Here is a 25536-nt window from a genome sequence, read left to right as displayed (position 1 = left end):
GCCGTAGGACCCCACCGAGCGAGGCCAGGCCGCCCGGCAGGAACGCCAGTGCCACGATGAACAGCAGCCCTTGGAAGTACGTCCAGGCCGCCGGGAACTCCTCCGACAGCGCCGTCCTGGCCCAGGCGACGCCGATCGCGCCGAGCACCGCGCCCACCAGGCTGGCACGTCCGCCGACCGCGGCGCCGATGACGAATTCGATGGACGGCACGATGCCGATCATCGCCGGGGAGATGATGCCGACGGCCGGTACGAACAGCGCGCCCGCGAGCCCGGCCATGCCCGCGGCGACGACGTACGCGACGAGCTTCACCTTCGCAGGGTCGTAGCCGAGGAAGCGCACCCGCTCCTCCGAGTCCCGTACGGCGACGAGGAGTTCGCCGTAGCGGCTGTGGATCAGCTGGCGGGCGAGGGCGATCAGGAGCAGCAGGACGGCGGCGATGATGAAGTACACGGTTCGCTGGTTGACCGGGTCGTCGAGGTCGTAGCCGAAGAAGCCCTGGATGTCGGTGAGCCCGTTGGTGCCGCCGGTCGTGGCCTGCTGGCCGATCAGCCAGATGGCGAAGGCGGCGGCGAGGGCCTGGCTGAGGATCGCGAAGTACGCGCCCTTGACCCGGCGTCGGAAGATGAACGAGCCGAGCAGCGCCGCGACGGCCATCGGCAGCAGCACCGTTGCGGCGAGCGCGAACACCGGGTCGGCGAACGGCCGCCACCACCATGGGAGTTCGGTGGCCGTGCCGTACAGCTGCATGAAGTCGGGCAGGTTGCCCGGCCCGGCGTCGGCGATCTTCAGGTGCATCGCCATGGCGTAACCGCCGAGCCCGAAGAACAGACCCTGGCCCAGGGTCAGCAGGCCACCGCGCCCCCAGGCCAGGCAGATGCCGACCGCGACCATCGCCGTGCACAGGTACTTGGCGAGCAGCCCGAGCCGGAAGTCGGTCAGCGCGAGCGGGGCGAGGGCGAAGAGCAGGACGGCGGCGCCCGCGAATCCGGCCCATGTCCGGGCGCGCCCGTGGAGAAGGGTCATACGAGACTCCTCGTACGCAGTGTGTACAGCCCCTGGGGCCGCCACTGAAGGAACGCGACGATGGCGACGAGCACCAGCACCTTGGCGACGCTGACGGTGGTGGAGTACTCCAGGACCGACTGCAGCACGCCCAGCACGAAGGCGACGATCACCGTGCCCTTGAGCTGCCCGATCCCGCCGACCACGATCACCAGGAAGGCGTCGATGATGACGTTGGTGCCCATCGTCGGCCCGATCGGACCGACCAGGGTCAGCGCCACCCCGGCGATGCCCGCGAGACCGGAGCCGAGGAAGAAGGCGGTGCGGTCGACGCGGGCCGTGGAGATACCGGACACCTCGGCGAGGTCCCGGTTCTGCACGACCGCCCGGATCCGGCGGCCGAGCGGTGTCAGCCGCAGCGTCAGCGTCAGCGCGACCACCGCCGCGATGGCGAGGCCCAGGATGAACAGCCGGCTGTTGGCGACGGTGAGCGGGTCCGCGCCGCCGATCAGCGTGACGTTCCCGGTGAGCCAGTCGGGCGCCCGGGTCTGCACGTTCGGCGCGCCGAAAACGTCCCGGGCGAGTTGCTGAAGCATCAGCGAGACGCCCCAGGTGACGAGAAGCGTGTCCAGTGGCCGCAGATACAGCCGTCGTATCAGCAGCCATTCGAGCAGCGCGCCGAGGGCGCCCGAGACGAGAAATGCGACGGGCAGCGCGACCAGCAGCGAAATTCCCGCGCCGGAAATGGACTTCTGCAGGACGTACGTCGTGTAGGCGCCCGCCATGATGAACTCGCCGTGGGCCATGTTGATGACGTTCATCTGGCCGAAGGTGAGGGAGAGGCCGAGCGCGATGAGCAGCAGGACGGCACCGATGCTGATGCCGGTGAAGGTCTGACCGAGGATCACGGTCATACGGCGGCTCCGGGGAGAGGGGCCGCCGTGGGCCACGCAGGGCCCACGGGCGGTGACGGTCGGTCAGGACAGGCCGGAGGCCCAGGAGTAGCCCTTCAGGTACGGGTCCGGCTCGATGGGCTTGCCGGAGTCCCACACCTCCTTGATCAGGCCGTCGGTGCCGATCTCGCCGATGCGGGCGGTCTTGTGGATGTGCTGGGTGGCGCCGTCGACGGTGACCTGGCCCTCGGGCGCGTCGAAGGTGATGCCGTCGGAGGCGGCCTTCACCTTCTCCGGGTCGAAGGAGCCGGCCTTCTCGACCATCGCCTTCCACAGGTGGACCGAGGTGTACGCGGCCTCCATCGGGTCACTGGTCGGCTTGTCCGCGCCGTACTTCTCCTTGTACGCCTTCACGAACTTCTCGTTCGCGGCGCCCGCAGTGGTCTGGTAGTAGTTCCAGGCCGTCAACTGGCCCGCCAGGTACTGCGAGCCGATCGACTTGACCTCTTCCTCGGCGATCGACACCGACACCACCGGCATGGACTTCGCGGTCAGACCCGCCGACTTGTACTCCTTGAAGAACGCCACGTTCGAGTCGCCGTTGAGGGTGTTGAAGACGGCGTCCGCCTTCGACGCCTTCACCTTGTTGGCGATCGTGCTGAACTCCGTGGAACCGAGCGGCGCGTAGTCCTCGCCGAGGATCGTCATGCCGTTGGCCTTCGCATACGCCTGGATGATCTTGTTGGCGGTGCGCGGGAAGACATAGTCGCTGCCGACCAGGTAGAGCTTCTTCAGTCCCTTGCTCTTGAGGTAGTCGAGCGCCGGGACGATCTGCTGGTTGGTGGTCGCGCCCGTGTAGAAGATGTACGGCGACTGCTCCAGGCCCTCGTACTGCACCGGGTAGAACAGCAGCGACTTGTTCTTCTCGAACACCGGCTTGACGGCCTTGCGGCTGGCGGAGGTCCAGCAGCCGAACGTGGCGGCGACCCGGTCCTCCTGGATCAGCTTCTGCGCCTTCTCGGCGAACGTCGGCCAGTCGGAGGCGCCGTCCTCGCTGATCGGCTGGATCTTCTTGCCGAGCACCCCGCCGGAGGCGTTGATCTCGTCGATGGCCAGCTTCAGCGAGTCGCGTACGGTCACCTCGCTGATGGCCATGGTGCCGGACAGCGAGTTGAGCAGACCGACCTTGACCGTGTCACCACTGACGTCGGCCTTCGCGGCCTTGTCGGACGAGCCGGCCGCGTCGGTCTTCGCCCCGCACGCGGACAGTGCCACGACCGCCGCGAGCGCGGCGCCGCCGGCCAGGAAACGGCGACGGAGAATACTGGAACCGCTGGACAAATGGACCCCCTCGGGTGTGGAGGACGACAACCTCCTGAAGTGCGGTCCACAGCCTCAAGTCGCGCTGTTTCCAGGGTGTTTCGCGCGACTTTCCCCAACGCAACAAAAAACGCCCCGGGGGCTTGTTCCGTGCATTCGGAAACCGAATTCACAATTCGCCCGAGGCATTCTAGTTACTTTCTGTGGGAAGTATCTTGGTGTCGGCGCAGGCATGTCAAGGGTGGGAACCGTGAAGATCGAGCTCGGTGAGAACGTCGAAGTCGCAACCGTCCGCGCGCGCCAGGTAGATCCGCTGCCGCACATGGCTGCCCCGCAGATGCAGCAGCCCGCGCGGCCCCTCGTACGACACCGTCCCGGCCGCCGCCCCGATCGCCGACACCTCCAGCGTCCCGGCCCGGCCGATGAGCGCGGCCAGCAACAGCACGCCCTCGTAACAGGATTCGCCGAGGCTGCCCAGCGCGGGCGCCTCGATGCCGTAGCGGTCCGCGTACTCGCCGTGGAAGTCGAGCGTGTCCCGGTTGGCCAGCGAGGCGAAGAACCCGGCGGTACTGTGCAGGTCGACGGTGGCCGAAGGGCCGCTCGCCATCAGCATGTTCTCGTCCATCAGCGTGCTCAGCCGCAGACAGCGCACGTCCAGACCGCAGGCCGCGAACGCCCGGTTGAACCGCACCGCGTCGCTGCCGACCAGCAGCATCAGTACCGCGTCCGCGTCGGACCGCTCGATGTGTCGCAGTACGGGCTCGAAGTCATGCGTGCCGAGCGGGAGATACACCTCTCCGGCGATGCTTCCGCCCGACTCGCGGGCGAACGAGTGGGCCGCCCGTGCCGTGCGCCGTGGCCAGACGTAGTCGTTGCCGACGACGAACCATCGGCGAACCCGGCGTTCGAGCGCCAACAGGCCCATTGCGGGCCTCAGTTGGTCGCGAGGGGTCTCACTGGTCAGGAACACGCCCGCGGTGTGCTCGCCGCCCTCGTACAGCGCGGTGTAGACGTACGGCACGCGATGGGCGATTCTCGGCGCCAGCGCCTGTCGCACCGAGGAGATGTGCCAGCCCGTGACACCCTGCACCACGCCCAGGTCCACCAAGGCCTCGACATGGTCGGCGATCTGCCGCGGCGACGCGCCGCCGTCGACGGGAACCAGCCGCAGCTCCCGGCCGAGGACCCCGCCCGCGCGGTTGACCCGCTCCGCGGCCAGCTGGGCGCACAGCTCGCAGGTCGGACCGAAGATCCCCGCCGGTCCCTGCATGGGGAACACAAGGGCCACCCCGAGTGCCGAGGCGTCGGCCGTGAACCACTCGGGAGCGGGAGGATCGTGCCGGAACATGGCGTCATGATTTCGGGTCCGCCAGGTGAACTCCAGTCCGTCTCATACGATGTGCACACCCGGTGACCTAGGAGCAGGATGTCCACCTCTTCGCGTCGGCCCCACGATCTGATGCAGCTCCTGACGCGGGCCGAGCGGCTGGCTGCGCGCCGCCTCCAGGCCGTCCTGGAGGAGGAGGGCTGCTCGGTGGAGGCCTGGCGGGTTCTCGCCCTGCTCTCCGACGGCTCGGGGCATCACATGACGGCCGTCGCCGAGGCGGCCTTCCTGCCGGCGCCGAGCCTGACCAAGCTCGTCGACCACCTCGTCGACCAGAACCTCGTCCACCGTCGGGTCGACCCGCTCGACCGCCGCCGCATCCTCGCCCACCTCACCCCGCGTGGCCGGGAGTACTGGCAGCGTGTCGACCGGGCGGTCCGCGCGGACTGGCCGTCGCTCGGGGACGGCGACGAGGAACTGCTGCGCGCCCTGCTGGACCGCCTCGCCGCCACGCTGGACCGGACGGCGTCCCGGGTGTGACGGGGCCGACGACCTCGGGCAAGCCGCTGAGCCGAGCGCACGGGCGTCGGACCTTGCCTACCCTGGAGGTGTGGCTCGTGCGAACGACGAGGTCGCCGCGCTGTTGGCCGAGTACGCGGACCTGATCTCGATCACCGGAGGAGACGCGTTCAAGGCGCGCGTCTACGAGAAGGCCGCGCGCTCGATCGGCGGCTACCACGCCGATGTCTCCACGCTCGACGCCAAGGGCCTCAAGGAGATCCCCAACGTCGGCAAGTCGATCGCGGAGAAGGTCGTCGAGTACCTCCGTACCGGCCGTGTCTCCGCGGTCGAGGAACTGCGCGCGAAGATCCCTGCCGGGGTCCGGAGGCTGACGGCCATCCCCACGCTCGGCCCGAAGAAGGCCTTGGCGCTCTACGAGGAGCTGGGTATCTCCTCCGTCGAGGAACTGACCGACGCCATCCACGAGGAGCGGCTGCGGGACCTGAAGGGCTTCGGCCCCAGGACGGAGGAGAAGATCCTGCACGGCATCGCGCTGCTGCAGTCCTCCGGGGACCGCGTGCTGATCGACGCCGCCATGGACGTCGCCGAGGGCATCGTCGAGGAGCTGTCCCGGGTGACCGGCTGCCGGCGGTGCACGTACGCCGGCTCTCTGCGCCGCCTCCGCGAGACCATCGGCGACATCGACATCCTCACCGCGGCCGAGGACTCGGAGCCGCTGATGCGGGCCTTCACCGAGCTGCCGTACGTCATGGAGGTCATCGCGCAGGGCACGACCAAGACGTCGATCCGCACCACCAAGGGCCTCGCCGTCGACCTGCGCGTCGTACCCCCGGACTCCTGGGGCGCGGCGCTCCAGTACTTCACCGGCTCCAAGGCGCACAACATCCGCACCCGGGAACTGGCCGTGCACCAGGGACTCAAGCTCTCCGAGTACGGGCTGTTCGACGTCGAGAGCGGGGAGAAGATCGTCTCCGAGACGGAGGAGGACGTGTACGACCGGCTCGGCCTGCCCTGGATCCCGCCGGCCCTCCGAGAGGACCGTGGCGAGATCGAGGCCGGGCTGAAGGGTGAGCTGCCCGACCTGGTCGAGGAGGGCGACATCCGGGGCGACCTGCACACGCACACCGATCTCACCGACGGCCTCGCTCCGCTGGAGGAAATGGTCGCCGCGGCAGCCGAACGCGGACACGCCTACTACGCGATCACCGATCACGCGCCGAACCTCTACATGCAGCGGATGACCGACGAGCGGATGCTGGCCCAGCGCGAGCGCGTACGGGAGCTGGACGGCGAGTACGGCCTGCGCGGCAAGCGTCGCGGCATGCGGCTGCTGCACGGCGTGGAGCTGAACATCGACCCCGACGGCGGCGTGGACTGGCCGGACGACTTCCTGGCCGGATTCGACCTGTGCGTGGCCTCGGTGCACTCGCACTTCAACCAGGGGCGCGAGGCGCTCACCCGCCGGGTCGTCCGGGCCTGCGAGAACCCGTACGTCAACATCATCGGCCACCCCACCACCCGCATCATCGGCAAGCGGCCCGGCATCGACGCCGACCTCGACGCGGTCTTCGCCGCCTGCGCACGCACCGGCACGGCCCTGGAGATCAACTCCCATCCCGACCGGCTCGACCTGTGCGACGAGCACATCCTGTGGGCCAAGCGGCACGGGGTGAAGTTCGCCATCGACAGCGACGCCCACTCCGTCCTCCACCTGGCCCACCTCCGCTACGGCGTGGGCACGGCGCAACGCGGGTGGCTCACCAAGGACGACGTGATCAACACCTGGCCCCGGGCGCGACTGCAACGGTTCCTCCGCAAGGGCCGGACGGCGTGACCAACACGTCCCTGATCTGACCGGACGTCAACTCCTCTGACTTTCCCGACCCCTTGACTGGTCTACACCCTTGACTGGTACAGACCAACGCGGTTGAGTGTGCCTCCACACCCCCACCACGGCCGCCCCCACGCCGTGGCCGGTATCACCGGCATGTGCGCACGAGGGCCGGCTCCGCCCTGCCCTCGACCGGGAGCGGCCGTGCACCGCAAAGGAGTTGACCCTGTGTCGAGGCGCCGTATCTCCGCAGTCCTGAGCTCGCTCGCCCTCGCGGGCACCGCCCTCGCCCTCCAGCCGGCACCGACCGCGTCCGCCGCCGGATTCGTCGTCAGTGAGGCGCAGTTCAACCAGATGTTCCCGAACCGGAATTCCTTCTACACCTACAGCGGCCTCACCGCGGCCCTGAGTGCGTATCCCGCCTTCGCGAACACGGGCAGCGACACGGTGAAGAAGCAGGAGGCCGCCGCCTTCCTCGCCAACGTCAGCCACGAGACCGGCGGTCTGGTGCACATCGTGGAGCAGAACCAGGCCAACTACCCGCACTACTGCGACTGGAGCCAGTCGTACGGCTGTCCCGCCGGCCAGGCCGCCTACTACGGCCGCGGTCCCATCCAGCTCAGCTGGAACTTCAACTACAAGGCCGCGGGCGACGCGCTCGGCCTGAATCTGCTGAACGACCCCTGGATGGTGCAGAACAACGCCTCCGTCGCCTGGAAGACGGGCCTGTGGTACTGGAACACCCAGACCGGCCCCGGCACCATGACCGGCCACAACGCCATGGTCAACGGAGCGGGCTTCGGCCAGACGATCCGCAGCATCAACGGCGCCCTGGAATGCGACGGCAAGAACCCTGCGCAGGTGCAGAGCCGCGTGTCCAACTATCAACGGTTCACGCAGATTCTCGGGGTGTCGCCGGGGGGCAACCTCTACTGCTGACGCTGCTGGTGTCATGCCCCTGACCGTCAGCGCTCGGCGATCCGACCTGCGCGGTCAACGTCCAGGACGCGCACGCATATCCGTGACGCGGGTGCGGGCCCCGGCACCCGGGGCCCGCACCCCAAGGACTCCGGTCCCGGCGACGACTGGCGCGCGTCGCGTTTTACGTATAACCTCTCCGGTCAATCGCACGTCCGGAAAGGCCCCGATGAGACGCATCTCCCTGGTCACCCTCGTCGTCGACGACTATGACGAGGCGATCCGCTTCTACGCCGAGGCCCTCGGTTTCCGGCTCGTCGAGGACGTGCCGCGCCCGGACGGCTCCCGATGGGTCGTCGTCGCGCCCGGGACGGAGGGAACCGGCACCGCCCTGCTGCTGGCCCGCGCCAAGGGCGAGGTGCAGCGCGACCGGGTCGGTGACCAGACCGGCGGGCGCGTCGGCTTCTTCCTGCACACCGACGACTTCGCCCGCGATCATGCCCGCATGCTCGCGGCGGGCGTGACCTTCCTGGAGCAGCCGCGGCACGAGCCGTACGGCACGGTCGCCGTCTTCCAGGACCTGTACGGCAACCGCTGGGACCTGCTCCAGCCCGCCGACTGACCTGCGCCTCTGCCTCCAGAGTGCCCCCTTCGAACCTCCCGCCAAAGAAAGACCCGCCATGACTGCTACGCGCGTAGACGCAGACGCTATCCGCCGGCTCCCCAAGGCCGTGCTGCACGACCACCTCGACGGCGGTCTGCGCCCCGCCACCGTCGTGGAGCTCGCGGACGCGGTCGGCCACACCCTGCCCACCACCGACCCCGACGCGCTCGCCGCCTGGTACTACGACGCCGCGAACTCCGGAGACCTGGTCCGCTACATCGCCACCTTCGAGCACACCCTCGCCGTGATGCAGACCCGCGATGGCCTGCTGCGCACCGCCGAGGAGTACGTCCTCGACCTCGCCGCGGACGGCGTCGTCTACGGCGAGGTGCGCTACGCACCCGAGCTGATGCTCAAGGGCGGGCTGACCCTGCCCGAGGTCGTCGAGACCGTGCAGGAGGGGCTGGCGGCGGGCATGGCCAAGGCGGCCGCCGCCGGGACACCGGTCCGGGTGGGCACATTGCTGTGCGGCATGCGGATGTTCGACCGCAGCCGGGAGATCGCCGACCTGGCGGTCGCCTTCCGGGACGCCGGTGTCGTCGGCTTCGACATCGCGGGCGCCGAGGACGGCTTCCCGCCCGCCGACCACCTCGCCGCCTTCGAGCACCTGCGCCGCGAGAACGTGCCGTTCACCATCCACGCCGGTGAGGCGCATGGTCTGCCCAGCATCCACCAGGCCCTCCAGGTGTGCGGCGCCCAGCGCATCGGCCACGGCGTCCGCATCACCGACGACATCCCCGACCTCGCGGCTGGCAAGCTCGGCCGCCTCGCCGGCTGGGTCCGCGACCGCCGGATCGCGCTGGAGATGTGCCCCACCTCCAACCTGCAGACCGGCGCCGCCCCCTCCATCGCCGAGCACCCGATCACCGCGCTGAAGGACCTCGGCTTCCGCGTCACCCTCAACACCGACAACCGGCTCGTGTCGGGCACCACGATGACCCGGGAGATGTCCCTGCTGGTCGAGCAGGCGGGCTGGACGGTCGAGGACCTGCGCACGGTCACGGTGAACGCCGTCAAGAGCGCCTTCATCCCCTTCGATGAGCGGGGCGCCCTGATACGGGATGTCGTCCTGCCGGGCTACCCGGCCTGAAGCAGCCCTCGCACATAGGCGGCCTGTCCGACATGCTGGAGATCGTCGGACAGGACGCTCACCAGCCGTACGCCGAGGCTGACAGGTGGGTCCCAGCGCTCGTCCACGATGCGTTCGAGGTCCTTTGCGGTCAGCCCGCGCACAAAGTCGAGCGTCTGCTCGTGCACGGCGTCGTAGTACCCGGTCAGCAGGTCACCGGAGTCGACCCGCACCTCGGCGACCTTCGCCGAGCTGTGCCCGTACCCCGTGTCGTCGCGCGGCAGGCCGAGCCCGAAGCGCTTGTCCCAGCCCTGGGCCGGCCAGACCTGCTCGAGTCCCGAGGCGTCGGCGATGTGGTCGTCCTGCACGCGGGTGAGGTGCCAGACCAGCCACGCGATCGAGTTGGCGCGGGCGGAGGGGCGGGCGTTGAGGTCGTCGGCGGTCAGACCGTCGACGACGGCGTGGACTTCTTCCTGGATGCGGCTGTATCCGTCGCTGAGGATGTCCTTGGCATGCATACGTCCCACCATCGCCCATCGGCGGCGTTCATGCCTCCAGCAGCGTCATCAGGGCTCGGGCCGCGGGGCTCGTGGCCTGCGGGGGAGGGAGGAGGGCGACCGTCTCGTAGAGCGCCTCGCCGGTGCCCTTGAGGGGGAGGGCGGTGAGCGACTCCCGCTTGTACCGGAAGTGGTGCGGCACGACGGCGACGCCCAGGTTCTCGTCCAGCAGGTCGAGGAGGCTGTGCACCTCGTTCACCTCCAGCGCCACGGTCCGCTGCACGCCCGCCGCGGTGAAGGCGGCGTCGGTGATGCGACGTGGCCCCCAGTCGGGATGGAAGTCGACGAACACCTCGCCCCCCAGCTCCTCCGGAGTGACGGCCGCGCCGGCTGTGGCCAGCCGGTGGGTCGGATGGCACAGGACGGTCATCGGCTCGCTGGTCAGCGGTACGGAACGCAGCTGGTCGGAGTCGGGCTGGGTACGGACCGCGAACGCCAGGTCCAGCCGCCCCGCATCGACCTCCTCCGCCAGCGCTCCGGAACCCGCCTGGCGCAACCGGATCTCCACGTCCGGGTGACGCCGCCGGAACGCGGCGAGCAGCCCGGCGACATCCACCCCGGCGATGCACTGCTCGGTGCCCAGCGCGAGCGTGCCGCGCAGCACGCCCTGCACGGCGGCCACGGCCTCGTGTGCCGAGCGCACCTGTGCCAGGATCCGTTCCGCCTCGCCGAGCAGTGCACGGCCCGCCTCCGTGAGCGTCACCCGCCGGGTGGTCCGCACGAACAGCGGGGTCTGCAACTCCCGCTCCAGCGCCCGGATCGAGGCGGACAGACCCGACTGGGACACCATCAGCCGTTCCGCGGCCCGGGTGAAGTGCTGGTCCTCGGCGACCGCGACGAAGTGCTGGAGGTGGCGCAGTTCCATGATTGAGAAGCGTACTCGCTGAATTCCATCGGACTCTTCTGTTGGACTGCTGCCCGTGGGCCGAGAAGGATGGAGACCGGTTTTTTTCCGGAACCGTTTCCTCGTGGGCCAACCCCTCTGGAGTCGCGTTGTACACCGCACACCCCGACCGCTACGCGGACATGCCCTATCGGCGCACCGGACGCAGCGGCCTGAAACTCCCCGCGCTGTCGCTCGGACTGTGGCACAACTTCGGCCCGGACCGGCCGGTCGAGACCCAGCGGGCCATCCTGCGGCGCGCCTTCGACCTCGGCGTCACCCACTTCGACCTGGCCAACAACTACGGCCCGCCGCCCGGCGCGGCCGAGTCCGCCCTCGGCGAGGCGCTGCGCGCCGACTTCGCGCCGTACCGGGACGAGCTGGTCATCTCGACCAAGGCCGGCTATCTGATGTGGCCCGGCCCGTACGGCGAGTGGGGCTCCCGCAAGTACCTGCTGTCCTCGCTGGACCAGAGCCTGAAGCGGATGGGCCTGGACTACGTCGACATCTTCTACTCGCACCGCCCCGACCCCGCGACTCCGCTGGAGGAGACGATGGGCGCGCTGCACTCGGCCGTCCAGCAGGGCAAGGCGCTCTACGTCGGCGTCTCGAACTACTCCCCGGAGCAGACCCGGGAAGCCGCCCGGATCCTGGGCGAGCTGGGCACCCCGCTGCTGATCCACCAGCCGCGCTACTCGATGCTCGACCGGCGCCCCGAGGAGGGGCTCCTGGACGCGCTGGACGAGCTGCAGGTCGGCTCCATCGCCTACTCGCCGCTGGAGCAGGGCCTGCTGACCGCCCGCTACCTCGACGGCATCCCGGAGGACTCGCGGGCCGCGAGCGACAGCCCGTTCCTGAACTCCGACGCGGTGACCGAGGAGCTCGTGGGCCGGCTGCGCACCCTGGACGACATCGCCAAGTCCCGCGGCCAGTCCCTCGCCCAGATGGCACTGGCCTGGGTCCTGCGCGGCGGCCGGGTCACCTCCGCGCTGGTCGGTGCGAGCAGCCCGCGCCAGCTGGAGGACAGCGTCTCGGCGATCCGCAACCTCGACTTCGACGCGGACGAACTGGCCAGAATCGACGCCGCCGTCAAGGCCTGACCCACCGATCCGGTGCCCGGAGGTGACCCACCGCCTCCGGGCACCGGCTTGCCGTAACGGAATTTCGGAAAGGGTGCCCGTCGATGGTCCCGCGGATCTTGACCAGTCCGCGGGTGCCGAAACAGGCGACGGATTCGCGCCAGGCGAGATATGTCCAGCCGCCTTTGATCGGCTGCTCGCGCAGGGCTGCGGTGAATTCCGCGTCCACGTTTCCGGTGGTTCCCCGCTCGCGGTGATCTCACTGCCTTCCCGCCGGAGACCTCGTAAACGGGAAAACTCGTCGCGGCCACCCGCTCGGCCCCGCTGCAGCCGAAGATCGGGCCCTGCGGCCTGCCCTCCCTCACCCGTCGCGTTCCGGCCAATACGCGCGGTGAATATGCCAAGAGACTGGCCGGAAAGGCGTGGTGACAGTGGTTCAAGAGTGAAGATACTCGAACGCCAGGGACAGTTTCACAGCACAGGAGCCGCACGGAAAGCGAGGCGCCACCGGCAAGCGAGCAACGCAACGGGGGAGGCGGACGTGCACGACGAATTCCTGTGCCATGTCACGGCGTACGGCACCTGCGGCGGCCGGCGCATCGGCGTACCGCTCGGCACCTATCGGGCCCCCACCCTCGCCCTCGCACTGTGGTGGCTGCGGGACCGCGCCACCTGGATCGCCGAGCGGCTGGACCCGCAGCCCGGCGACGGGCCCTACCCGCCGCACGCGCTCGTCCCGGTCGGCGACGGCGTGGCCGATGTGCCCGCCGTGCTCCGCGCCTGGTGCGCGGACGTGCGCAGGCAGGAGCTGGTCGCCGAGGAGTTGGCGGCCGGGCGGCTGGTCAGGATCGCCACCAGTGACGACACCACGGAGTACGAGTTGCTCGCCGAATCCGTCGACGCCCTGCGGATGCAGCGCACGATTCCGGCGCTGGTCGTGCCCGTCGCCTGATACGTGCCGATGGCTGCGCGGACGACGCTTTGGCAGCGCACATATGGACGAATCGGTAGAATTTCCGCCATGGTGGAGCAGCCGGTCGCGTCGACAGCGCCCGAACTCGTCCTCGAAACCGAGACGGGCTCCACCGTGATGACCCCCGTCCGCGACTACCGCGTCGGACGCGACCCGCTGAGCGACATAGTCCTCGACGACGACCGGGTCTCCTGGCACCACGCGGTGCTGCGGCCCAATGGCGGCCACTGGACCCTGAAGGACGAGCACAGCACCAACGGCACCTACGCCGACGGCCGCCGCATCGACGCATGGGACGTCGGCCCCGGCAGCGTCATCCGCTTCGGCAACCCCACCGACGGCCCGCGCGCCGTCCTCGTCGGCCTCGCCGACCCGGCCCCGGAGCGCCCCTCGGCGGTCTCCCGCCCCGCCCTCACCCACACCTTCCGGGAGCCCACCAGCGTACGGCCGCTGCCCCATCGGACCGTCCGCATCGGCCGCGACGAGGACAACGACCTGGTCGTCGACGACCTGCTCGTCTCGCGCCGGCACGCCGAGCTGCGCGCCCACACCGACGGGACGTACGAGATCGTCGACCTCGGCAGCCACAACGGCACATACCTCAACGGGCTGCAGGTCACCGCCGCCCTCATCAACCCCGGCGACATCGTCGGCATCGGCCACTCCGACTTCTGCCTCGTCGGCGACCAGCTGCAGGAATACGTCGACACCGGCGAGATCTCCCTCGATGTACAGGACCTCACCGTCGCCGTCGACCGGGGCAGCAAGACGCTCCTCGACGACGTGTCGTTCCCGGTGGGGGAGAAGTGCCTGCTCGCGGTCGTCGGCCCGAGCGGCGCGGGAAAGTCCACGCTGCTGAACGCCCTGACCGGACAGCGCCCCGCCGACCACGGCACGGTCCTGTACGACGGACGCGACCTGTACCACGACTACGCAGAGCTGCGGCAGCGCATCGGTCTCGTCCCGCAGGACGACATCCTGCACGCCCAGCTGACCGTCCGCAGCGCCCTGACCTACGCCGCCGAGCTGCGCTTCCCGCAGGACACCGCCAGGGCCGAGCGCCGCGCGCGGGTCGAGGAGGTGATCCGCGAACTGGGTCTGGAACAGCGCGCGAACCAGCCCGTGCACAGCCTCTCCGGCGGCCAGCGCAAACGGGTCAGCGTGGCGCTGGAGCTGCTGACCAAGCCCTCGCTGCTCTTCCTCGACGAGCCGACCTCCGGCCTCGACCCCGGTATGGACCGCTCGGTGATGCACATGCTGCGCGGCCTCGCCGACGACGGCCGGACCGTCATCGTCGTCACGCACAGCGTCCTCAGCCTCGATGTCTGCGACCGGCTGCTCGTCCTCGCGCCGGGCGGCACGGTGGCCTACTTCGGCCCGCCCGGCGACGCCCTCGCCTTCTTCGGCTTCACCCAGTGGCCGGAGGCGTTCGAGGCGTTCGAGCGGGACCGTGACCGGGACTGGGCGGGGGAGTACCGCGCATCGCCCTTCCACCGGCAGTACATCGCCGACGCGACCGCACAGCCGCGGCGGCCCCGCGAGGGCCCGGTCATCGTCGGCCCGCCGCCCAGGCCGCGCCACTGGGGCGCCCAACTCATCACGCTGGTCCGCCGCTACACGGCCGCGCTCAGCGCCGACCGCACCTTCCTCCTCGTCATGATCGCCCTGCCCTTCGTCATGGGCGGCATGGCCCGCGCCCTGGCGGGCAGTGAGCTGACCCGGCGGTCGGCGATGAACGCACTGCTCATCCTCTGCGTCGGCGGCGTGCTCACCGGCGCGGCCAACGCCGTGCGCGAGATCGTCAAGGAACGTGTGATCTACCGGCGCGAGCGGGCCGTCGGCCTGTCCAGATCGGCGTACCTGATGTCCAAGGTGGTCGTGCTCGGCACGGTCACCGTGCTGCAGGCCGTCGTGCTGACCCTGGTCGGCCTGCTCGGCGTCGATCTCAACGCGCCGGGCGGACGGGGCGTGGTGATGCCGCCCCTTGTGGAGATCACCGTCGCCGTCGCCCTGCTGGCTTTCACGGCGATGATGCTCGGTCTGGTGGTCTCCGCGCTGGTGCGCAAGGAGGAGGTGACGATGCCGCTGCTCGTGCTGCTCGCCCTCGTCCAGGTCGTCTTCTGCGGCGCTCTGCTGCAGCTGGACGGTGTGCCAGGACTGGAGCAGGTGGCCTGGCTGGTGCCCGCGCGGTGGGCGTTCGGCGCGATGGCCGCCACCATCGACCTGGCCCGGGTCTCGCCCGGCGACCTGACCGGCGATCCCCTGTTCGAGCATGCGGTCGGAGTGTGGCTGCTCGACATCGGCATGCTCGTCGTCCTGTCGGTGGTGTTCGGCTACGTGGTGTCCCGGCTGCTGCGCCGCCGCGAGCCCGTCGTGATGCGGAAGTAGGCCCCGCGATGGCGAGCCCCGGCTTCCGGCCCACCCACGTCGTCCCCCGGCACGGGATGCCCGCCTGGGAGTCGCCCGACCCCGCCCGGCCCACCGTGCCCCTCGATCCGCTGCTGCCGGTCCAGCTGGTCGAGCGGCGCGGCGACTGGGGGCGGATCCTGTGCGCCAACGGCTGGTCCGCCTGGGTCGACGGCCGTTACCTGGTCGCCGTACCCGAGGACCCGCCCACCGAGCACGAACCGCTCGCCACCACCGCCGACCCCCGGCCACTGCTCGCCCGCGCGGAGCGGGCGCTCGCCCGCTACCGGGCGGCTGTCGAGGACCTGGCGGCCGGCGGGCTCGACGGCGAGTCCTTCCGCGACCGGACACAGGGAGCGCGGATCGGCGTGGTTGTCGACGGGGGGTCCGTGTGGCTGTACGACGCCGAGGGCGGCCAGTGGGCGTACAGCGACGGGGCGCGGCTGAGCACCTACGCGGCGGACGAGGCGCCGCGCGCCACCGAGGATCCCGGCCACGCCCCCACTCGGGTCGTGACACCCGACGGTGAGACCTGATGGTGGGCGACACCGGCCTGTTCTCCGGGCGGCCCTCCGAACTGATCGGACGGCAGGTCGCCGGCTACCGGATCGAGCACGAACTCGGCCGCGGCGGCATGGCCGTCGTCTACCGCGCCCGCGACCTGCGCCTGGACCGCACCGTCGCGCTCAAGCTGCTCGCCCCCGAACTCGCCCGCAACGACACCTTCCGGCGGCGCTTCAGCCATGAGTCCCGGGTGGCCGCTGCGATCGACCATCCGCACATCGTGCCGGTCTTCGAGGCGGGCGAGACGGACGGCATCCTGTACATCGCCATGCGCTACGTCGCCGGCAGCGACCTGCGCCATCTGCTCGACCGGCAGGGCCCGTTGCCGCCCGCGACCGCCGTGCGCATCGCGGCGCAGGTCGCCTCCGCGCTGGACGCCGCCCACGAGCACGGGCTGGTCCACCGGGACGTCAAACCCGGCAACATCCTGGTGGCCCGCGGCACCGACAGCGACCACCCCGAGCACGTCTACCTCACCGACTTCGGTCTGACGAAGAAGTCGCTGTCGCTGACCGGCTTCACCACGGTGGGACAGTTCGTCGGCACCCTCGACTACGTCGCCCCCGAGCAGATCGCGGGCCGCCCCGTCGACGGCCGGTGCGACGTCTACGGCCTCGCCTGCGTGGTCTACGAGTGCCTGGCCGGCCACCCGCCGTTCCGCCGTGACGACGACATGGCGCTGCTGTGGGCCCACCAGTACGACCCGCCGCCACCCCTGACCGAAGCCCGCCCCGAACTCGCCGGACCTGTCGACACGGTCTTCGGTATCGCGCTGGCCAAGATCCCCGACGAACGGTACGACTCCTGCCTCGCCTTCGTCACGGCCCTGCGCGCCGCCCTGGCCGGTGTCAGGAACGGCGCCCACCCGCCGACCGAGGTCGACCTGAGGGTCGTACCCGCCCGGGACGACCGCCCGAAGCCGCCACCGCGCTGGGCCGAGCCCGTCGTCGGCCGCGGCCACCCGGCAAGGGAACCCTCATCGCCGGCCGGCCCGTCCTCAGGGCGGACGAGGGGAAGGTGACGACGGGGCCTGGGCGGCCGCACCCCGCCGCCGCACCCTTGCAGCGAGAAGCGCGCCCAGGAAGCCGGTCACCAGACCCCACAGCACGGCCAGGCCCAGCGCCGTCCAGATCCGGGGCCGCAGAAACAGTTCTCCCGCGAGAAATCCGCCCAGGTCGCCGATGCCGAGCACGGACAGGCCGTACGACGCGAAGATCCGGCCGACCAGACAGATCATCAGCACCGTGAGGGCCAGCGCGACCGCCATGTGCACGGCGTGCCGCCAGGCCCGCAGCCGGGCCGGAGAACGCGCCGCCATCACGAACGCGGCCGCCGGCACCAGCACCGCGTCGACCACCACCAGCCACCACACCCGGCCGTCGTGCTCGGCGAGCGTGCCCACATTGAGCACGGCGACGTCCGAGGAGCGCAGCACCTCGTCGAGGACATGCGGCATCGGCAGCTCGAACGGCCCCTCCACGCGGCCGTCCCAGGTGGCGCCCAGGCCGATCGTGAACGCGAGCCACACCAGGTTCGGCAGACCCAGCAGGATCACGGCGAACGTCTCGGCCGGGTGCCCCCGCGTCGCCGCGACGACCAGGCCGATGACGACGCCGAGCACGACGTACGTGAGGAGGAGGGCGACCATGGCGTACGCGGCCGGGCGCACCGACTCCCGGAACCGCAGCAGCCTGCCCGGCAGCGGAGCTCCCGGCGCCACCAGCAGTGCCAGCACCAGCACGCCGGCCAGCCACAGCAGCCCGAAGACCAGCGTCACCGGCACGTCCGTGGTGAAGCCCACCTCGGGCGAGATGCCGAACAGATCGGTGATGTCGCTGATCGCGTCCTCGCCGACGGAGATGGTGAACGTCTGCCGGGCCCCGAGAGCCAGTCCGAGCAGCGCGAGCAGCCACAGGACGGCGATCCTGGCGGCCCACCCGCCCAGCTCCCCGGCACCGGCCACCGCCCGGTGCCGCAGCGGTCGCAGGAATCCCACGGCGACCACCAGGGCCCCGGCGAGCGTCACCGACAGCGGAATCACGGTCAGCCCCGCCTCGGTCTCGGCGAGGCCCCCGACATCGCCCGACAGCTCGACGGCGCCGCCCACCGCCGTGACGACGGTCGCGGCAACCACCCGCGGGAACGCGCCGTCCGGGAGGTCGGCGGCCCCCGCCGCCCACAGGCCCAGCGTGGCGGTGGTCCCCATGGCGATCATTCCCGCCAGCACGACGGCGACGGCCTGCACCCAGCCGTGGCGGGCGGCGGCCTGCTCGGAGGGGACGCGCGGGCTCACCTTGTCACGCTAAGCAGCACCGGCACCGGGCGCGCGCCGGGAGGGCCGTCCGCGTCGGCTTGCGGGCCGTACCGGACCGAAGCACACAATGACCAAAGAACATGGAAGAAGGCGAAGGAAAGCGGCGAAAGTGAGTTTGAGGGCCGCCGGCACTCCACAACGGGAGCAGAGCTCGTGAGCGTCGAACCGCCGTCGTCCGGCCGTCCCGCCGGCCCACCCTCCGGCCCGCTGTCGGGACCGCCCGAGCCGCCCCCGGGACCGCCCTCCCAGCCGCCCGGTGGGGGAGCCGAGTCCCCCGAGCCACGCCCGCCGTGGTGGCGTTCTGCACCCCGGATCGCCGTGCTCGCCGCCGTCGTGGTGGCCGCCGTGGTCGTCGCCGTCGTCCTGACCCGGCCCGACGGCGGGGGCACCGGCTCGCAGGGCGAGGTCTTCCTCCAGCCCGCGGGCAGCACGGGCCCCGACCCTTTCACCGAGTCCACCGCGACGGACAGCTCCGCCCCACCGGCCACGCCGAGTCCGGCGACCGGATCGCCGCCGCCGAACGCCGTACGGGGCGTGGCCGGCGGCGCCCCCGGGCTCTACGGCGGCACCCGCAACGTCGCCACGTGCGACGTGGAGAAACAGATCAGGTTCCTCCAGACGGACGAGGCCAAGAACAGGGCCTTCGCCTCGGTGGCCGGCGTCGCGCCGTCCCAGGTCCCGGCCCACCTGCGCTCGCTCACCCCCGTACAGCTCCGCATGGACACCCGTGTCACCAACCACGGCTACCGCGCCGGCACTGCCACCAGCTACCAGGCCGTCCTGCAGGCGGGTACGGCCGTCCTCGTCGACGACCGCGGGGTGCCCCGTGTGCGGTGCGCCTGCGGAAACCCGCTGACCCCGCCGGTCGCCCAGCGGACCACGCCGAAACCGACCGGCGAGGCCTGGCCGTCGTATCGCTCCTCGAACGTCGTCGTGGTCACCCCCGCGCCGAAGGCCGTCGACGTCTTCGTCCTCTACGACCCCGACCGCGGCGAGTGGATCGCCCGCCGGCACGGCGACACGGGTGGGAAGGACAAGAAGACCGAGCCGCCGGCGACCCGGCCCACACCCTCGCTCACCCCGTCCACACCGACGTCACCGGCCCCGGACTCTCCGCCCTCGCCGTCCCCGAGACCTCAGACGCCCACACCGGAACCGCCGGCCCCGGAGCCGGAGAGCCCGGAGCCCCCGAGGTCCCCCGAACCGCCGGAATCCCCGGAGCCCCCTGAGTCCCCTGAGGCCCCCGAGTCCCCTGCGCCCTCGCCGCCGCAGCCCCCGCTCACATCCGGGCCGACCGCCCGGTCGTCGTTCACGGACAGTGTTCCCGAGGCGCCCGCTCCCGCTCCGGCAGTGTGACGCGTCCTGCACTATGGACTGCGGCGCCCGGCTCGGGGTACGAGGACTGGTGCAGCAACGTCCGGCACGGCCGGCTTCGGAGAGAGACACGCATGATCGAGTACCGGGACGGGTCCGTCGTACCGACTGGTTTCGACGTGCCCGTGGAACCGCTGCGGCGGGCGGCGCACTACACCGGCGAGCCGGGATGCATCGCCGAGGCACGCTCCCTCGCCGCACTCTTCCTCGAGCAGCTCAGGACCGAGTGGTGCGCCGAGATCGGCTCCCGCGCCGAACAGTCGGTGCTCCTCGTCGTGAGCGAGCTCGTGACCAACGCGGACCGGCACAGCAACGGTCCGTACATCCTGGAGCTGGAGGGCACGGACAGCTCCATGACGGTGTGCGTCTGCGACAGCAGCGCCGCACTGCCCCTGCGGTTTCCCCGCGATCCCGCACGGGTCGGCAGGCACGGCCTGGAGATAGTCCATGCGCTGGCGACGGAGGTGACCGTCGAGCGGGTGCCGGTCGGCAAGCGGGTGAGCGCCGTCGTCGAGCTGAGCGGCTGAGCGAGCCCGTGGACGCTGTGTCGTGACGCCGGGGTCAGGCGCAGTCGAGCTCCCCGAGCATGCCCCGCCGCAGCCGTACGATGATCCGCTTGAGCAGCCGGGAGACATGCATCTGCGAGCAGCCGAGCTGCTCGCGATCTCGGCCTGGGTGGCCTCCTCCACCTTGCTTTCGGGCAGGGTGCCCGGTCCTCAGGGCCGGGGTGAATGCCCGCTCCCGCGTAGCGGGGCAGGGGAAGCAGAATCGCCGCCAGGGCGATTCTGCGTTCCGGAAGGTACGGCGCTGAGGGCGGCCTCAAGCAGGTGCAGGATCTCGGCGTTGAGGGACCGCCGGTCGGTGACCGCCTGGGCGGCGAGCCGGGCGTGGAGTTCTTCGGGGATACGGAGCGTGAATTTGAACATGCCGTCATTGTGCCGCTACGGTGACGGCGTGGCAAAGTTCCGTATGTACCCGACGCGTGCGCAGGAAGAGCAGATGCTCTTGCACTGCGCGCACGCACGGTATGTGTGGAACCTCGCCGTCGAGCAGCACTCGCACTGGCGCAGGTGGCGCAAGTCCGCACCTGGTTTCGCCGAGCAGTGCCGCCAGCTCACCGAGGCCCGGCGTGACAACGAATGGCTGCGTGCTGGTAACGCGGATGTGCAGCAGCAGGCCCTGAAGGACTTCACCAAGGCCAAGAGCGCCAAGTTCACCTCCGACTTCGGTGAGCCGACGTGGCGCAAGAAGTACGTGCACGAAGGCTTCCGGGTCATCGGTACCGATCGGGTGCCGGAGTTCGAGTCGGACGGGTCGCCGAGGCTGAACGCCGAGGGCAAGCAGGTCATGGGCCGCTCGGTGGTGGTGCAAAAACTCAACCGGCGCTGGGCTCAGGTGAAGGTGCCTGGCTGCAGCTGGGTCCGGTTCCGGCTCAGCCGCAAGGGCAACGGTTCCGGGCTGCCGCAGGCGAAGACGTTCCGGGTCACCTTCCGTAACGGCCAGTGGCATGTCGCGTTTGCGGTCATCCCCGAACCGATCGACGCACCCGGCACGGGCGAGGTCATCGGCATCGACCGGGGCGTGAAGATCACCGCAGCGCTCTCGGACGGGCGGAAGCTGAACTGCCCGCAGCTCACCGTCAAGGAACGGGCGCAGATCCGCAAGCACCAGCGCCGCGCAGCCCGCGCGCCCAAGAACAGTCCGGAGAAGGCCGCCGAGTATGCGAAGGTCGCCAAGCTCAAGGCACGTGAGGCAAACCGGCGCAAGGACTGGTGCGAGAAGACCTCAACGATGCTCGCCCGCACCTATGACTTGGTGCGGTTCGAGAAGCTGAACATCAAGAACATGACCCGCTCGGCCAAGGGCACCGTGCAGGAGCCGGGTAAACGAGTCGCCCAGAAGCGGGGCCTCAACCGGGCTGTCCTCGCCCAGGGCTGGGGCCTGCTACGGCAGCGCACCGAGCACAAGGCCCCCGGCCGGGTCGAGGACGTACCCGCCCCGTACACCTCCCTGCGATGCAGCGCCTGCGGATGGATCGACAAGAACTCGCGCAAGAGCCAAGCCGAGTTCCGGTGCACCGAGTGCGGCTTCACCTGCAACGCAGATGAGAACGCAGCAACCAACGTCGCGGTAGGACAGGGCGGGATTCCCCGCCCCCGGCGCTCAGCCGGTACCGGAGGGGTGACAACGGCCACCGGCTGTTCGAGCGCCCGTGAACCTCAGCTCACCTGGGTTGGAATCCCCCTCTTTAAGAAGGGGAGGATGTCAAAAACCTCAAGTGCAGGATCCGACGGTCGCGTTCGTCCAGCTCGGCCATGAGCGGGGCGAGCGACTGGAAGTCCTCGACCAGCCGGAGGCCGTGCTCCTCGACGCCGATGTAGTCGGCGAGCACTGCCTCGCCGTGCTCGGGTCCGTCGCCGGTGAGCGCGGCGTCCAGCGACGCGGAGTTGTAGCCGTTGGCGGCGAACTGACCCTCCACCACCTCGGCCTCGGAGATGTTCATCAGCGTGGCGAGCTCCGCCATTTCCAGGACCCGGTCGGACGGGCCCAGGCCTGTCACCCGGGCCAAGTCCTCGACCAGGGCGTCGGGATACCGCGGCCGTGCCCTGTTGTACAGCTCCGCGGCCTCGTTGAACGTGTCCCGCAGCACGGCACCGCACTCCTTCGCCTCGGACGGACCAGTCTCTCCCGGGCCGCGGCTCCGGGCGGGCGTTTCGTCCGATTCCACCGAGGGCGGAACGTCGGGGCCTTCCCGTGGCGGCGGGCGCTCCTAGGCTGGAGCGGTGACCAACCAAGCGCCGAACGAAGCCCGCGTCATCCCGCTGCGCCCGCCCGCCGCGCGTCCGGGGACGGCCCGCCCAGCGTCCGAACGCCCGGCCACCGCGGCCCCCGCCGCCGCGCCCCCCGTATCCCCCGCGCCCAAGGAACCCCTGTGGCGCGACCTGATCGGTGACGTCCTGCGCCGCGAGCGCCTCGCCCAGGAACGCACGCTCAAGGACGTGGCTGACGCGGCGCGGATCTCCATGCCGTACCTGTCGGAGGTGGAGCGCGGCCGCAAGGAGGCCTCCTCGGAGGTCCTCGCGGCCGCCGCCCACGCCCTCGGCCTGGGCCTCGGCGACCTGCTGTCGCAGGCGCAGAGCGAGCTCACGCGACACGCCAACCGCAGCCGTGCCACGTCCACTTCGCCGTACAACGGGCTCTGCCTGGTCGCCTGACGACACCCTCGGGCCCGGCGTTTCAGACCGTCACGAGGCGCCGGCCCACCACCTCGTCGGCCAGGCCGTACGCCACGGCCTCCTGCGCGGTGAACACCTTGTCGCGGTCCATGTCCGCGCGCAGCGTGGCGATGTCGTGGTGGGTGTGGCGGGCCAGCACCTCCTCGACCTGCGAGCGGATCCGGACCATCTCCTTGGCCTGGAGGGAGAGGTCGGAGATCATGCCCCGGCTGCCCCCGGTGGCGGGCTGACCGAGCAGCACGCGCGCGTGCTCCAGCACGAACCGCCGCCCCGGATCCCCACCGGCCAGCAGCACGGCGGCCGTTGACGCCGCCTGCCCCACACAGAACGTCGAGATCGGCGCCTGCACGTACGTCATCGTGTCGTAGATCGCCATGAGCGAAGTGAACGAGCCACCGGGGGAGTTGATGTAGATCGCGATCTCGTTCTCCGGGGCCGACGACTCCAGATGGAGGAGTTGCGCGATGACGACGTTGGCGACCCCGTCGTCGATCTCGGTGCCGAGGAAGATGATCCGCTCCGACAGCAGCCGGCTGAACACGTCGGAGGAGCGCTCGCCGTGCGCGGTCCGCTCGACGACGTACGGAATCGTGTAGTTCCCCATGTCACAGCCCCATCCGTCGCTTCGAGGCGGCCGGGCGGACGTCGGCCAGCGACTCGACGACCCGGTCCACCATGCCGTACTCCCTGGCCTCCTCGGCCGTGAACCAGCGGTCGCGGTCGCCGTCCCGGGCGATGGTCTCCGGGGACTGGCCCGTGTTCTCGGCGATGAGCCGTTCCATCGTCCGCTTGGTGTGCTCCAGGTTGTCCGCCTGAATCTCGATGTCGGCGGTGGTACCGCCGATGCCCGCCGACCCCTGGTGCATCATGATCCGCGCGTTCGGCAGGGCGTACCGCTTGCCGGGCGTGCCGCCGCAGAGCAGGAACTGGCCCATGCTGGCCGCGAAGCCCATGGCGAGCGTCGAGACGTCGTTCGGGATCAGACGCATCGTGTCGTAGATCGCGAGGCCCGCGTGCACCGAACCGCCGGGGCTGTTGATGTACAGGCTGATGTCGGTGCGCGGATCCTCCGCGGACAGGATCAGCAGCTGCGAGCAGACCCGGTTCGCGGAGACCTCGTCGACCTGGGTGCCGAGCAGGACGATCCGCTGCCCGAGCAGCTGGGCGGCCAGATGGTCGTCGAACCGGGTGGGCGGGGTGTCGCCCTCCTCGGCCCGGGGTGGCAGGGCGGTGAGTGGAGACATCGGCGCTCCTTGTCGTCGTCGTGAGTTGCCATGAGTTGCCATGAGTTGCCATGAGGTGCCGTGAGGTGTCGCGACGCGGCCGGCATCGCCGCGATCCCCACTCTGGGCCGGGAACAGGCACCGCAGGCGTTTTCTCTGCCCGCGGCAGATTCGCCACGGGCAGAGCGGTCAGCCGTCGCGCTTCTCGCGCAGCTGCCGGAAGAAGGCCCGCACGTCGTCGACCAGCAGATCCGGCTCCTCCATCGCCGCGAAGTGCCCACCACGGTCGAGCTCCGTCCATCGCACGATGGGGTGGTGGCGGGGCCACCTGGATCAATCAGCGGTCCGACCGATGAGTTCCGCGGTGAAGACCGGTCGACAAAGGTGACCGCGTTCCACGCCCCAGGAGGTACTCATGGCCACCGACGGATTCACCACGTGTCTCTGGTTCGACGACCAGGCCGAGGAAGCCGCCCACTACTACGTCTCGATCTTCAAGAACTCCAGCGTCGGCAAGGTCGCCCGCTACCCCGAGGGAGCCCCTCGCCCCGCCGGCACCGTGCTGACCGTGGAATTCACGGCCAACGGCCACAAGTTCCTGGCGCTCAACGGCGGCCCCGAGTTCAAGTTCACCGAGGCGATCTCCTTCATGATCTTCTGCGAGAACCAGGAAGAGATCGACTACTACTGGACCAAGCTCACCGAGAACGGCGGCGAGCCCGGCCCCTGCGGCTGGCTCAAGGACAAGTACGGGGTGTCCTGGCAGGTCATCCCGGACAGCCTCGACGACATGATGAGCGACCCGGACCCGGCGAAGGCGGCACGTGCGACCCAGGCGATGCTGTCGATGCACAAGCTCGACATCGCCGCCCTGGAGAAGGCGTACGCGGGCGAGTAGGGCACACCCAGCGGTGACCGGTCGCCACGGACCCGGCGGCCGGTCCGCCGCTACCCGGCCTCGGCCAGGATCTCCTTGATCACATGCCGCGAGTTCGCCGCCAGCGGCGGATTGGTCTCCCAGTAGTACGGCAGCTGGATCAGCGAGATCGACAGCGCCCAGCCACGCCCGCGCGCCCACTCGGAGTCGTCGACACCCAGAGCGTCACGGAAGACGGGGCGGGCCGAGGCGGGCAGGAGATTCCAGGCCGCGATCAGATCGACTGCGGGATCTCCCACTCCCACCGTGCCGAAGTCGATCACGGCGGTCAGCCGTCCCTCGGTGACCAGGACGTTCCCCGGCGACAGGTCGCCGTGCGCCCAGACGGGCGGCCCCGACCGCGCCGGGACCCGCAGGGCCTCCTCCCACAGCGCCGTCAGCGCGGCCGTGTCCATCCTTCCCGCCAGCTGCTCGATGGCCGACCGGGTCGGCGCGTCCCGGGT

At 70.3% G+C, this 25536-nt stretch carries 26 protein-coding genes and 4 pseudogenes; 15 read left to right on the top strand and 15 right to left on the bottom strand.

From position 1 onward, the window contains the following. The 4 genes from urtC to ACTWQJ_RS16730 all read right to left on the bottom strand — a co-directional run. Positions 1 to 1027: urea ABC transporter permease subunit UrtC (gene urtC, locus ACTWQJ_RS16745; protein ID WP_443307427.1), on the bottom strand; the 1027-nt coding region annotated here is incomplete at its 3' end. After that, the gene (urtB, locus tag ACTWQJ_RS16740) at positions 1024 to 1920 is read right to left on the bottom strand and encodes an urea ABC transporter permease subunit UrtB (RefSeq protein ID WP_443307426.1); all 897 of its coding nucleotides are present in this window, start codon (positions 1918 to 1920) and stop codon (positions 1024 to 1026) included. The genes urtC and urtB, both read right to left, overlap by 4 nt. Positions 1921 to 1983: 63 nt before the next feature. Continuing rightward, positions 1984 to 3240: an urea ABC transporter substrate-binding protein gene (urtA, locus tag ACTWQJ_RS16735; RefSeq protein ID WP_443307425.1), complete on the bottom strand. Its 1257-nt coding sequence runs from the start codon at positions 3238 to 3240 to the stop codon at positions 1984 to 1986. Between the two features lie 214 nt (positions 3241 to 3454). Then, the gene (locus ACTWQJ_RS16730; protein WP_443307424.1) at positions 3455 to 4567 is read right to left on the bottom strand and encodes a substrate-binding domain-containing protein; all 1113 of its coding nucleotides are present in this window, start codon (positions 4565 to 4567) and stop codon (positions 3455 to 3457) included. A 78-nt stretch (positions 4568 to 4645) separates the two neighbouring features. Between ACTWQJ_RS16730 and ACTWQJ_RS16725 the strand changes: the two genes are divergently transcribed. The 5 genes from ACTWQJ_RS16725 (at position 4646) to ACTWQJ_RS16705 (ending at position 9568) form a co-directional block, all read left to right on the top strand. Continuing rightward, complete coding sequence (locus ACTWQJ_RS16725; protein WP_443307423.1) at positions 4646 to 5083, top strand: MarR family winged helix-turn-helix transcriptional regulator; 438 nt, start codon at positions 4646 to 4648, stop codon at positions 5081 to 5083. Between the two features lie 70 nt (positions 5084 to 5153). Next, complete coding sequence (polX, locus tag ACTWQJ_RS16720) at positions 5154 to 6899, top strand: DNA polymerase/3'-5' exonuclease PolX (protein ID WP_443307422.1); 1746 nt, start codon at positions 5154 to 5156, stop codon at positions 6897 to 6899. A gap of 225 nt (positions 6900 to 7124) precedes the next feature. Beyond that, a complete protein-coding gene (locus tag ACTWQJ_RS16715) occupies positions 7125 to 7835 on the top strand; it encodes a chitinase (RefSeq protein WP_443307421.1) in 711 nt (236 codons plus the stop codon). 208 nt (positions 7836 to 8043) lie between these two features. After that, positions 8044 to 8436, top strand: coding sequence for a VOC family protein (locus ACTWQJ_RS16710; RefSeq protein ID WP_443307420.1), 393 nt, complete (start codon positions 8044 to 8046; stop codon positions 8434 to 8436). Between the two features lie 58 nt (positions 8437 to 8494). Beyond that, complete coding sequence (locus tag ACTWQJ_RS16705; RefSeq protein ID WP_443307419.1) at positions 8495 to 9568, top strand: adenosine deaminase; 1074 nt, start codon at positions 8495 to 8497, stop codon at positions 9566 to 9568. Here ACTWQJ_RS16705 and ACTWQJ_RS16700 read toward each other — a convergent pair. Together ACTWQJ_RS16700 and ACTWQJ_RS16695 are read right to left on the bottom strand one after the other, a co-directional pair. After that, positions 9556 to 10065 carry a mycothiol transferase gene (locus ACTWQJ_RS16700; RefSeq protein ID WP_443307418.1) on the bottom strand — a complete coding sequence of 170 codons (510 nt, stop codon included), beginning with the start codon at positions 10063 to 10065 and terminating at the stop codon, positions 9556 to 9558. The two genes, ACTWQJ_RS16705 and ACTWQJ_RS16700, sit on opposite strands and share 13 nt — an antisense overlap. Before the next feature lie 28 nt (positions 10066 to 10093). Next, positions 10094 to 10969, bottom strand: coding sequence for a LysR substrate-binding domain-containing protein (locus tag ACTWQJ_RS16695; RefSeq protein ID WP_443307417.1), 876 nt, complete (start codon positions 10967 to 10969; stop codon positions 10094 to 10096). Positions 10970 to 11097: 128 nt separating this feature from the next. Here ACTWQJ_RS16695 and mgrA point away from each other — a divergent pair, with 128 nt between their 5' ends. Then, the gene (gene mgrA / locus ACTWQJ_RS16690; protein ID WP_224735943.1) at positions 11098 to 12087 is read left to right on the top strand and encodes an L-glyceraldehyde 3-phosphate reductase; all 990 of its coding nucleotides are present in this window, start codon (positions 11098 to 11100) and stop codon (positions 12085 to 12087) included. Between the two features lie 49 nt (positions 12088 to 12136). On the opposite strand, the pseudogene ACTWQJ_RS16685 reads toward mgrA, so the two are convergent. After that, positions 12137 to 12295 (bottom strand): annotated as a pseudogene (locus ACTWQJ_RS16685) (DUF1905 domain-containing protein); the annotation flags it as partial. A 312-nt stretch (positions 12296 to 12607) separates the two neighbouring features. Here ACTWQJ_RS16685 and ACTWQJ_RS16680 point away from each other — a divergent pair. The 4 genes from ACTWQJ_RS16680 to ACTWQJ_RS16665 all read left to right on the top strand — a co-directional run bounded on the left by ACTWQJ_RS16680 (position 12608) and on the right by ACTWQJ_RS16665 (position 17030). Next, positions 12608 to 13018, top strand: coding sequence for a hypothetical protein (locus ACTWQJ_RS16680; protein WP_224735942.1), 411 nt, complete (start codon positions 12608 to 12610; stop codon positions 13016 to 13018). A gap of 69 nt (positions 13019 to 13087) precedes the next feature. Next, positions 13088 to 15427 carry an FHA domain-containing protein gene (locus ACTWQJ_RS16675; protein ID WP_443307416.1) on the top strand — a complete coding sequence of 780 codons (2340 nt, stop codon included), beginning with the start codon at positions 13088 to 13090 and terminating at the stop codon, positions 15425 to 15427. An 8-nt stretch (positions 15428 to 15435) separates the two neighbouring features. Further along, positions 15436 to 15981: a hypothetical protein gene (locus tag ACTWQJ_RS16670; protein WP_443307415.1), complete on the top strand. Its 546-nt coding sequence runs from the start codon at positions 15436 to 15438 to the stop codon at positions 15979 to 15981. Next, complete coding sequence (locus tag ACTWQJ_RS16665; RefSeq protein WP_443307414.1) at positions 15981 to 17030, top strand: serine/threonine-protein kinase; 1050 nt, start codon at positions 15981 to 15983, stop codon at positions 17028 to 17030. Before ACTWQJ_RS16670 ends, ACTWQJ_RS16665 begins: the two co-directional genes overlap by 1 nt. Here the strand turns inward: ACTWQJ_RS16665 and ACTWQJ_RS16660 are convergent. Then, positions 17007 to 18302, bottom strand: a complete 1296-nt coding sequence (locus ACTWQJ_RS16660; protein WP_443307413.1) for a streptophobe family protein — start codon at positions 18300 to 18302, stop codon at positions 17007 to 17009. The genes ACTWQJ_RS16665 and ACTWQJ_RS16660 overlap by 24 nt on opposite strands. A gap of 174 nt (positions 18303 to 18476) precedes the next feature. Between ACTWQJ_RS16660 and ACTWQJ_RS16655 the strand changes: the two genes are divergently transcribed. Together ACTWQJ_RS16655 and ACTWQJ_RS16650 are read left to right on the top strand one after the other, a co-directional pair. Then, entirely contained in the window at positions 18477 to 19679 is a 1203-nt protein-coding gene (locus ACTWQJ_RS16655) for a DUF6777 domain-containing protein (protein ID WP_443307412.1), read from the top strand. Between the two features lie 92 nt (positions 19680 to 19771). Continuing rightward, the gene (locus ACTWQJ_RS16650) at positions 19772 to 20224 is read left to right on the top strand and encodes an ATP-binding protein (RefSeq protein ID WP_443307411.1); all 453 of its coding nucleotides are present in this window, start codon (positions 19772 to 19774) and stop codon (positions 20222 to 20224) included. 34 nt (positions 20225 to 20258) lie between these two features. Here the strand turns inward: ACTWQJ_RS16650 and ACTWQJ_RS16645 are convergent. After that, positions 20259 to 20386, bottom strand: a pseudogene (locus tag ACTWQJ_RS16645) (sigma factor-like helix-turn-helix DNA-binding protein); the annotation flags it as partial. A gap of 27 nt (positions 20387 to 20413) precedes the next feature. Beyond that, on the bottom strand, positions 20414 to 20623 hold the full coding sequence (locus tag ACTWQJ_RS16640; protein WP_443307410.1) for an Arc family DNA-binding protein: 210 nt from the start codon (positions 20621 to 20623) through the stop codon (positions 20414 to 20416). A gap of 28 nt (positions 20624 to 20651) precedes the next feature. On the opposite strand from ACTWQJ_RS16640, the gene ACTWQJ_RS16635 reads away from it, so the two are divergent. Further along, positions 20652 to 22016 carry an RNA-guided endonuclease InsQ/TnpB family protein gene (locus ACTWQJ_RS16635; protein WP_443307409.1) on the top strand — a complete coding sequence of 455 codons (1365 nt, stop codon included), beginning with the start codon at positions 20652 to 20654 and terminating at the stop codon, positions 22014 to 22016. Here the strand turns inward: ACTWQJ_RS16635 and ACTWQJ_RS16630 are convergent. Then, positions 21964 to 22236: pseudogene (locus ACTWQJ_RS16630) on the bottom strand (RNA polymerase sigma factor SigF); the annotation flags it as partial. The gene ACTWQJ_RS16635 and the pseudogene ACTWQJ_RS16630 sit on opposite strands and share 53 nt — an antisense overlap. A gap of 244 nt (positions 22237 to 22480) precedes the next feature. Between ACTWQJ_RS16630 and ACTWQJ_RS16625 the strand changes: the two are divergent. Then, positions 22481 to 22912 (top strand): helix-turn-helix domain-containing protein, encoded by a 432-nt coding sequence (locus ACTWQJ_RS16625; RefSeq protein ID WP_443307408.1) that lies wholly within the window; start codon positions 22481 to 22483, stop codon positions 22910 to 22912. Positions 22913 to 22934: 22 nt separating this feature from the next. Here ACTWQJ_RS16625 and ACTWQJ_RS16620 read toward each other — a convergent pair whose 3' ends face one another. From ACTWQJ_RS16620 to ACTWQJ_RS16610, 3 genes and pseudogenes are all read right to left on the bottom strand, one after another. Further along, entirely contained in the window at positions 22935 to 23537 is a 603-nt protein-coding gene (locus ACTWQJ_RS16620; protein WP_443307407.1) for a ClpP family protease, read from the bottom strand. A gap of 1 nt (position 23538) precedes the next feature. Next, positions 23539 to 24177, bottom strand: a complete 639-nt coding sequence (locus ACTWQJ_RS16615) for a ClpP family protease (RefSeq protein WP_443307406.1) — start codon at positions 24175 to 24177, stop codon at positions 23539 to 23541. A 168-nt stretch (positions 24178 to 24345) separates the two neighbouring features. Then, a pseudogene (locus tag ACTWQJ_RS16610) lies at positions 24346 to 24477 on the bottom strand (alpha/beta fold hydrolase); the annotation flags it as partial. A gap of 94 nt (positions 24478 to 24571) precedes the next feature. On the opposite strand from ACTWQJ_RS16610, the gene ACTWQJ_RS16605 reads away from it, so the two are divergent. Beyond that, positions 24572 to 25054, top strand: coding sequence for a VOC family protein (locus tag ACTWQJ_RS16605; RefSeq protein WP_409474214.1), 483 nt, complete (start codon positions 24572 to 24574; stop codon positions 25052 to 25054). Between the two features lie 50 nt (positions 25055 to 25104). On the opposite strand, the gene ACTWQJ_RS16600 is transcribed toward ACTWQJ_RS16605, so the two are convergent. Then, positions 25105 to 25536: phosphotransferase (locus ACTWQJ_RS16600; protein ID WP_443307405.1), on the bottom strand; the 432-nt coding region annotated here is incomplete at its 5' end.

It is taken from the genome of Streptomyces sp. KR55 (genome assembly GCF_052245645.1).
GTDB classification, from domain to species: domain Bacteria; phylum Actinomycetota; class Actinomycetes; order Streptomycetales; family Streptomycetaceae; genus Streptomyces; species Streptomyces flavusporus.
The sequence above is the reverse complement of the archived record's forward strand: the minus strand, read 5'-3'. Positions and strand labels throughout refer to the sequence as shown.

Excerpts from the sequence above, each read along its gene's own strand:
- urtB (WP_443307426.1), bottom strand. The coding sequence starts at position 1,920 with ATGACCGTGATCCTCGGTCAGACCTTCACCGGCATCAGCATCGGTGCC.
- ACTWQJ_RS16730 (WP_443307424.1), bottom strand. The coding sequence starts at position 4,567 with ATGTTCCGGCACGATCCTCCCGCTCCCGAGTGGTTCACGGCCGACGCC.
- ACTWQJ_RS16725 (WP_443307423.1), top strand. The coding sequence starts at position 4,646 with ATGTCCACCTCTTCGCGTCGGCCCCACGATCTGATGCAGCTCCTGACG.
- ACTWQJ_RS16710 (WP_443307420.1), top strand. The coding sequence starts at position 8,044 with ATGAGACGCATCTCCCTGGTCACCCTCGTCGTCGACGACTATGACGAG.
- ACTWQJ_RS16705 (WP_443307419.1), top strand. The coding sequence starts at position 8,495 with ATGACTGCTACGCGCGTAGACGCAGACGCTATCCGCCGGCTCCCCAAG.
- ACTWQJ_RS16700 (WP_443307418.1), bottom strand. The coding sequence starts at position 10,065 with ATGCATGCCAAGGACATCCTCAGCGACGGATACAGCCGCATCCAGGAA.
- ACTWQJ_RS16695 (WP_443307417.1), bottom strand. The coding sequence starts at position 10,969 with ATGGAACTGCGCCACCTCCAGCACTTCGTCGCGGTCGCCGAGGACCAG.
- ACTWQJ_RS16675 (WP_443307416.1), top strand. The coding sequence starts at position 13,088 with ATGGTGGAGCAGCCGGTCGCGTCGACAGCGCCCGAACTCGTCCTCGAA.
- ACTWQJ_RS16670 (WP_443307415.1), top strand. The coding sequence starts at position 15,436 with ATGGCGAGCCCCGGCTTCCGGCCCACCCACGTCGTCCCCCGGCACGGG.
- ACTWQJ_RS16665 (WP_443307414.1), top strand. The coding sequence starts at position 15,981 with ATGGTGGGCGACACCGGCCTGTTCTCCGGGCGGCCCTCCGAACTGATC.
- ACTWQJ_RS16650 (WP_443307411.1), top strand. The coding sequence starts at position 19,772 with ATGATCGAGTACCGGGACGGGTCCGTCGTACCGACTGGTTTCGACGTG.
- ACTWQJ_RS16640 (WP_443307410.1), bottom strand. The coding sequence starts at position 20,623 with ATGTTCAAATTCACGCTCCGTATCCCCGAAGAACTCCACGCCCGGCTC.
- ACTWQJ_RS16620 (WP_443307407.1), bottom strand. The coding sequence starts at position 23,537 with ATGGGGAACTACACGATTCCGTACGTCGTCGAGCGGACCGCGCACGGC.
- ACTWQJ_RS16615 (WP_443307406.1), bottom strand. The coding sequence starts at position 24,177 with ATGTCTCCACTCACCGCCCTGCCACCCCGGGCCGAGGAGGGCGACACC.
- ACTWQJ_RS16605 (WP_409474214.1), top strand. The coding sequence starts at position 24,572 with ATGGCCACCGACGGATTCACCACGTGTCTCTGGTTCGACGACCAGGCC.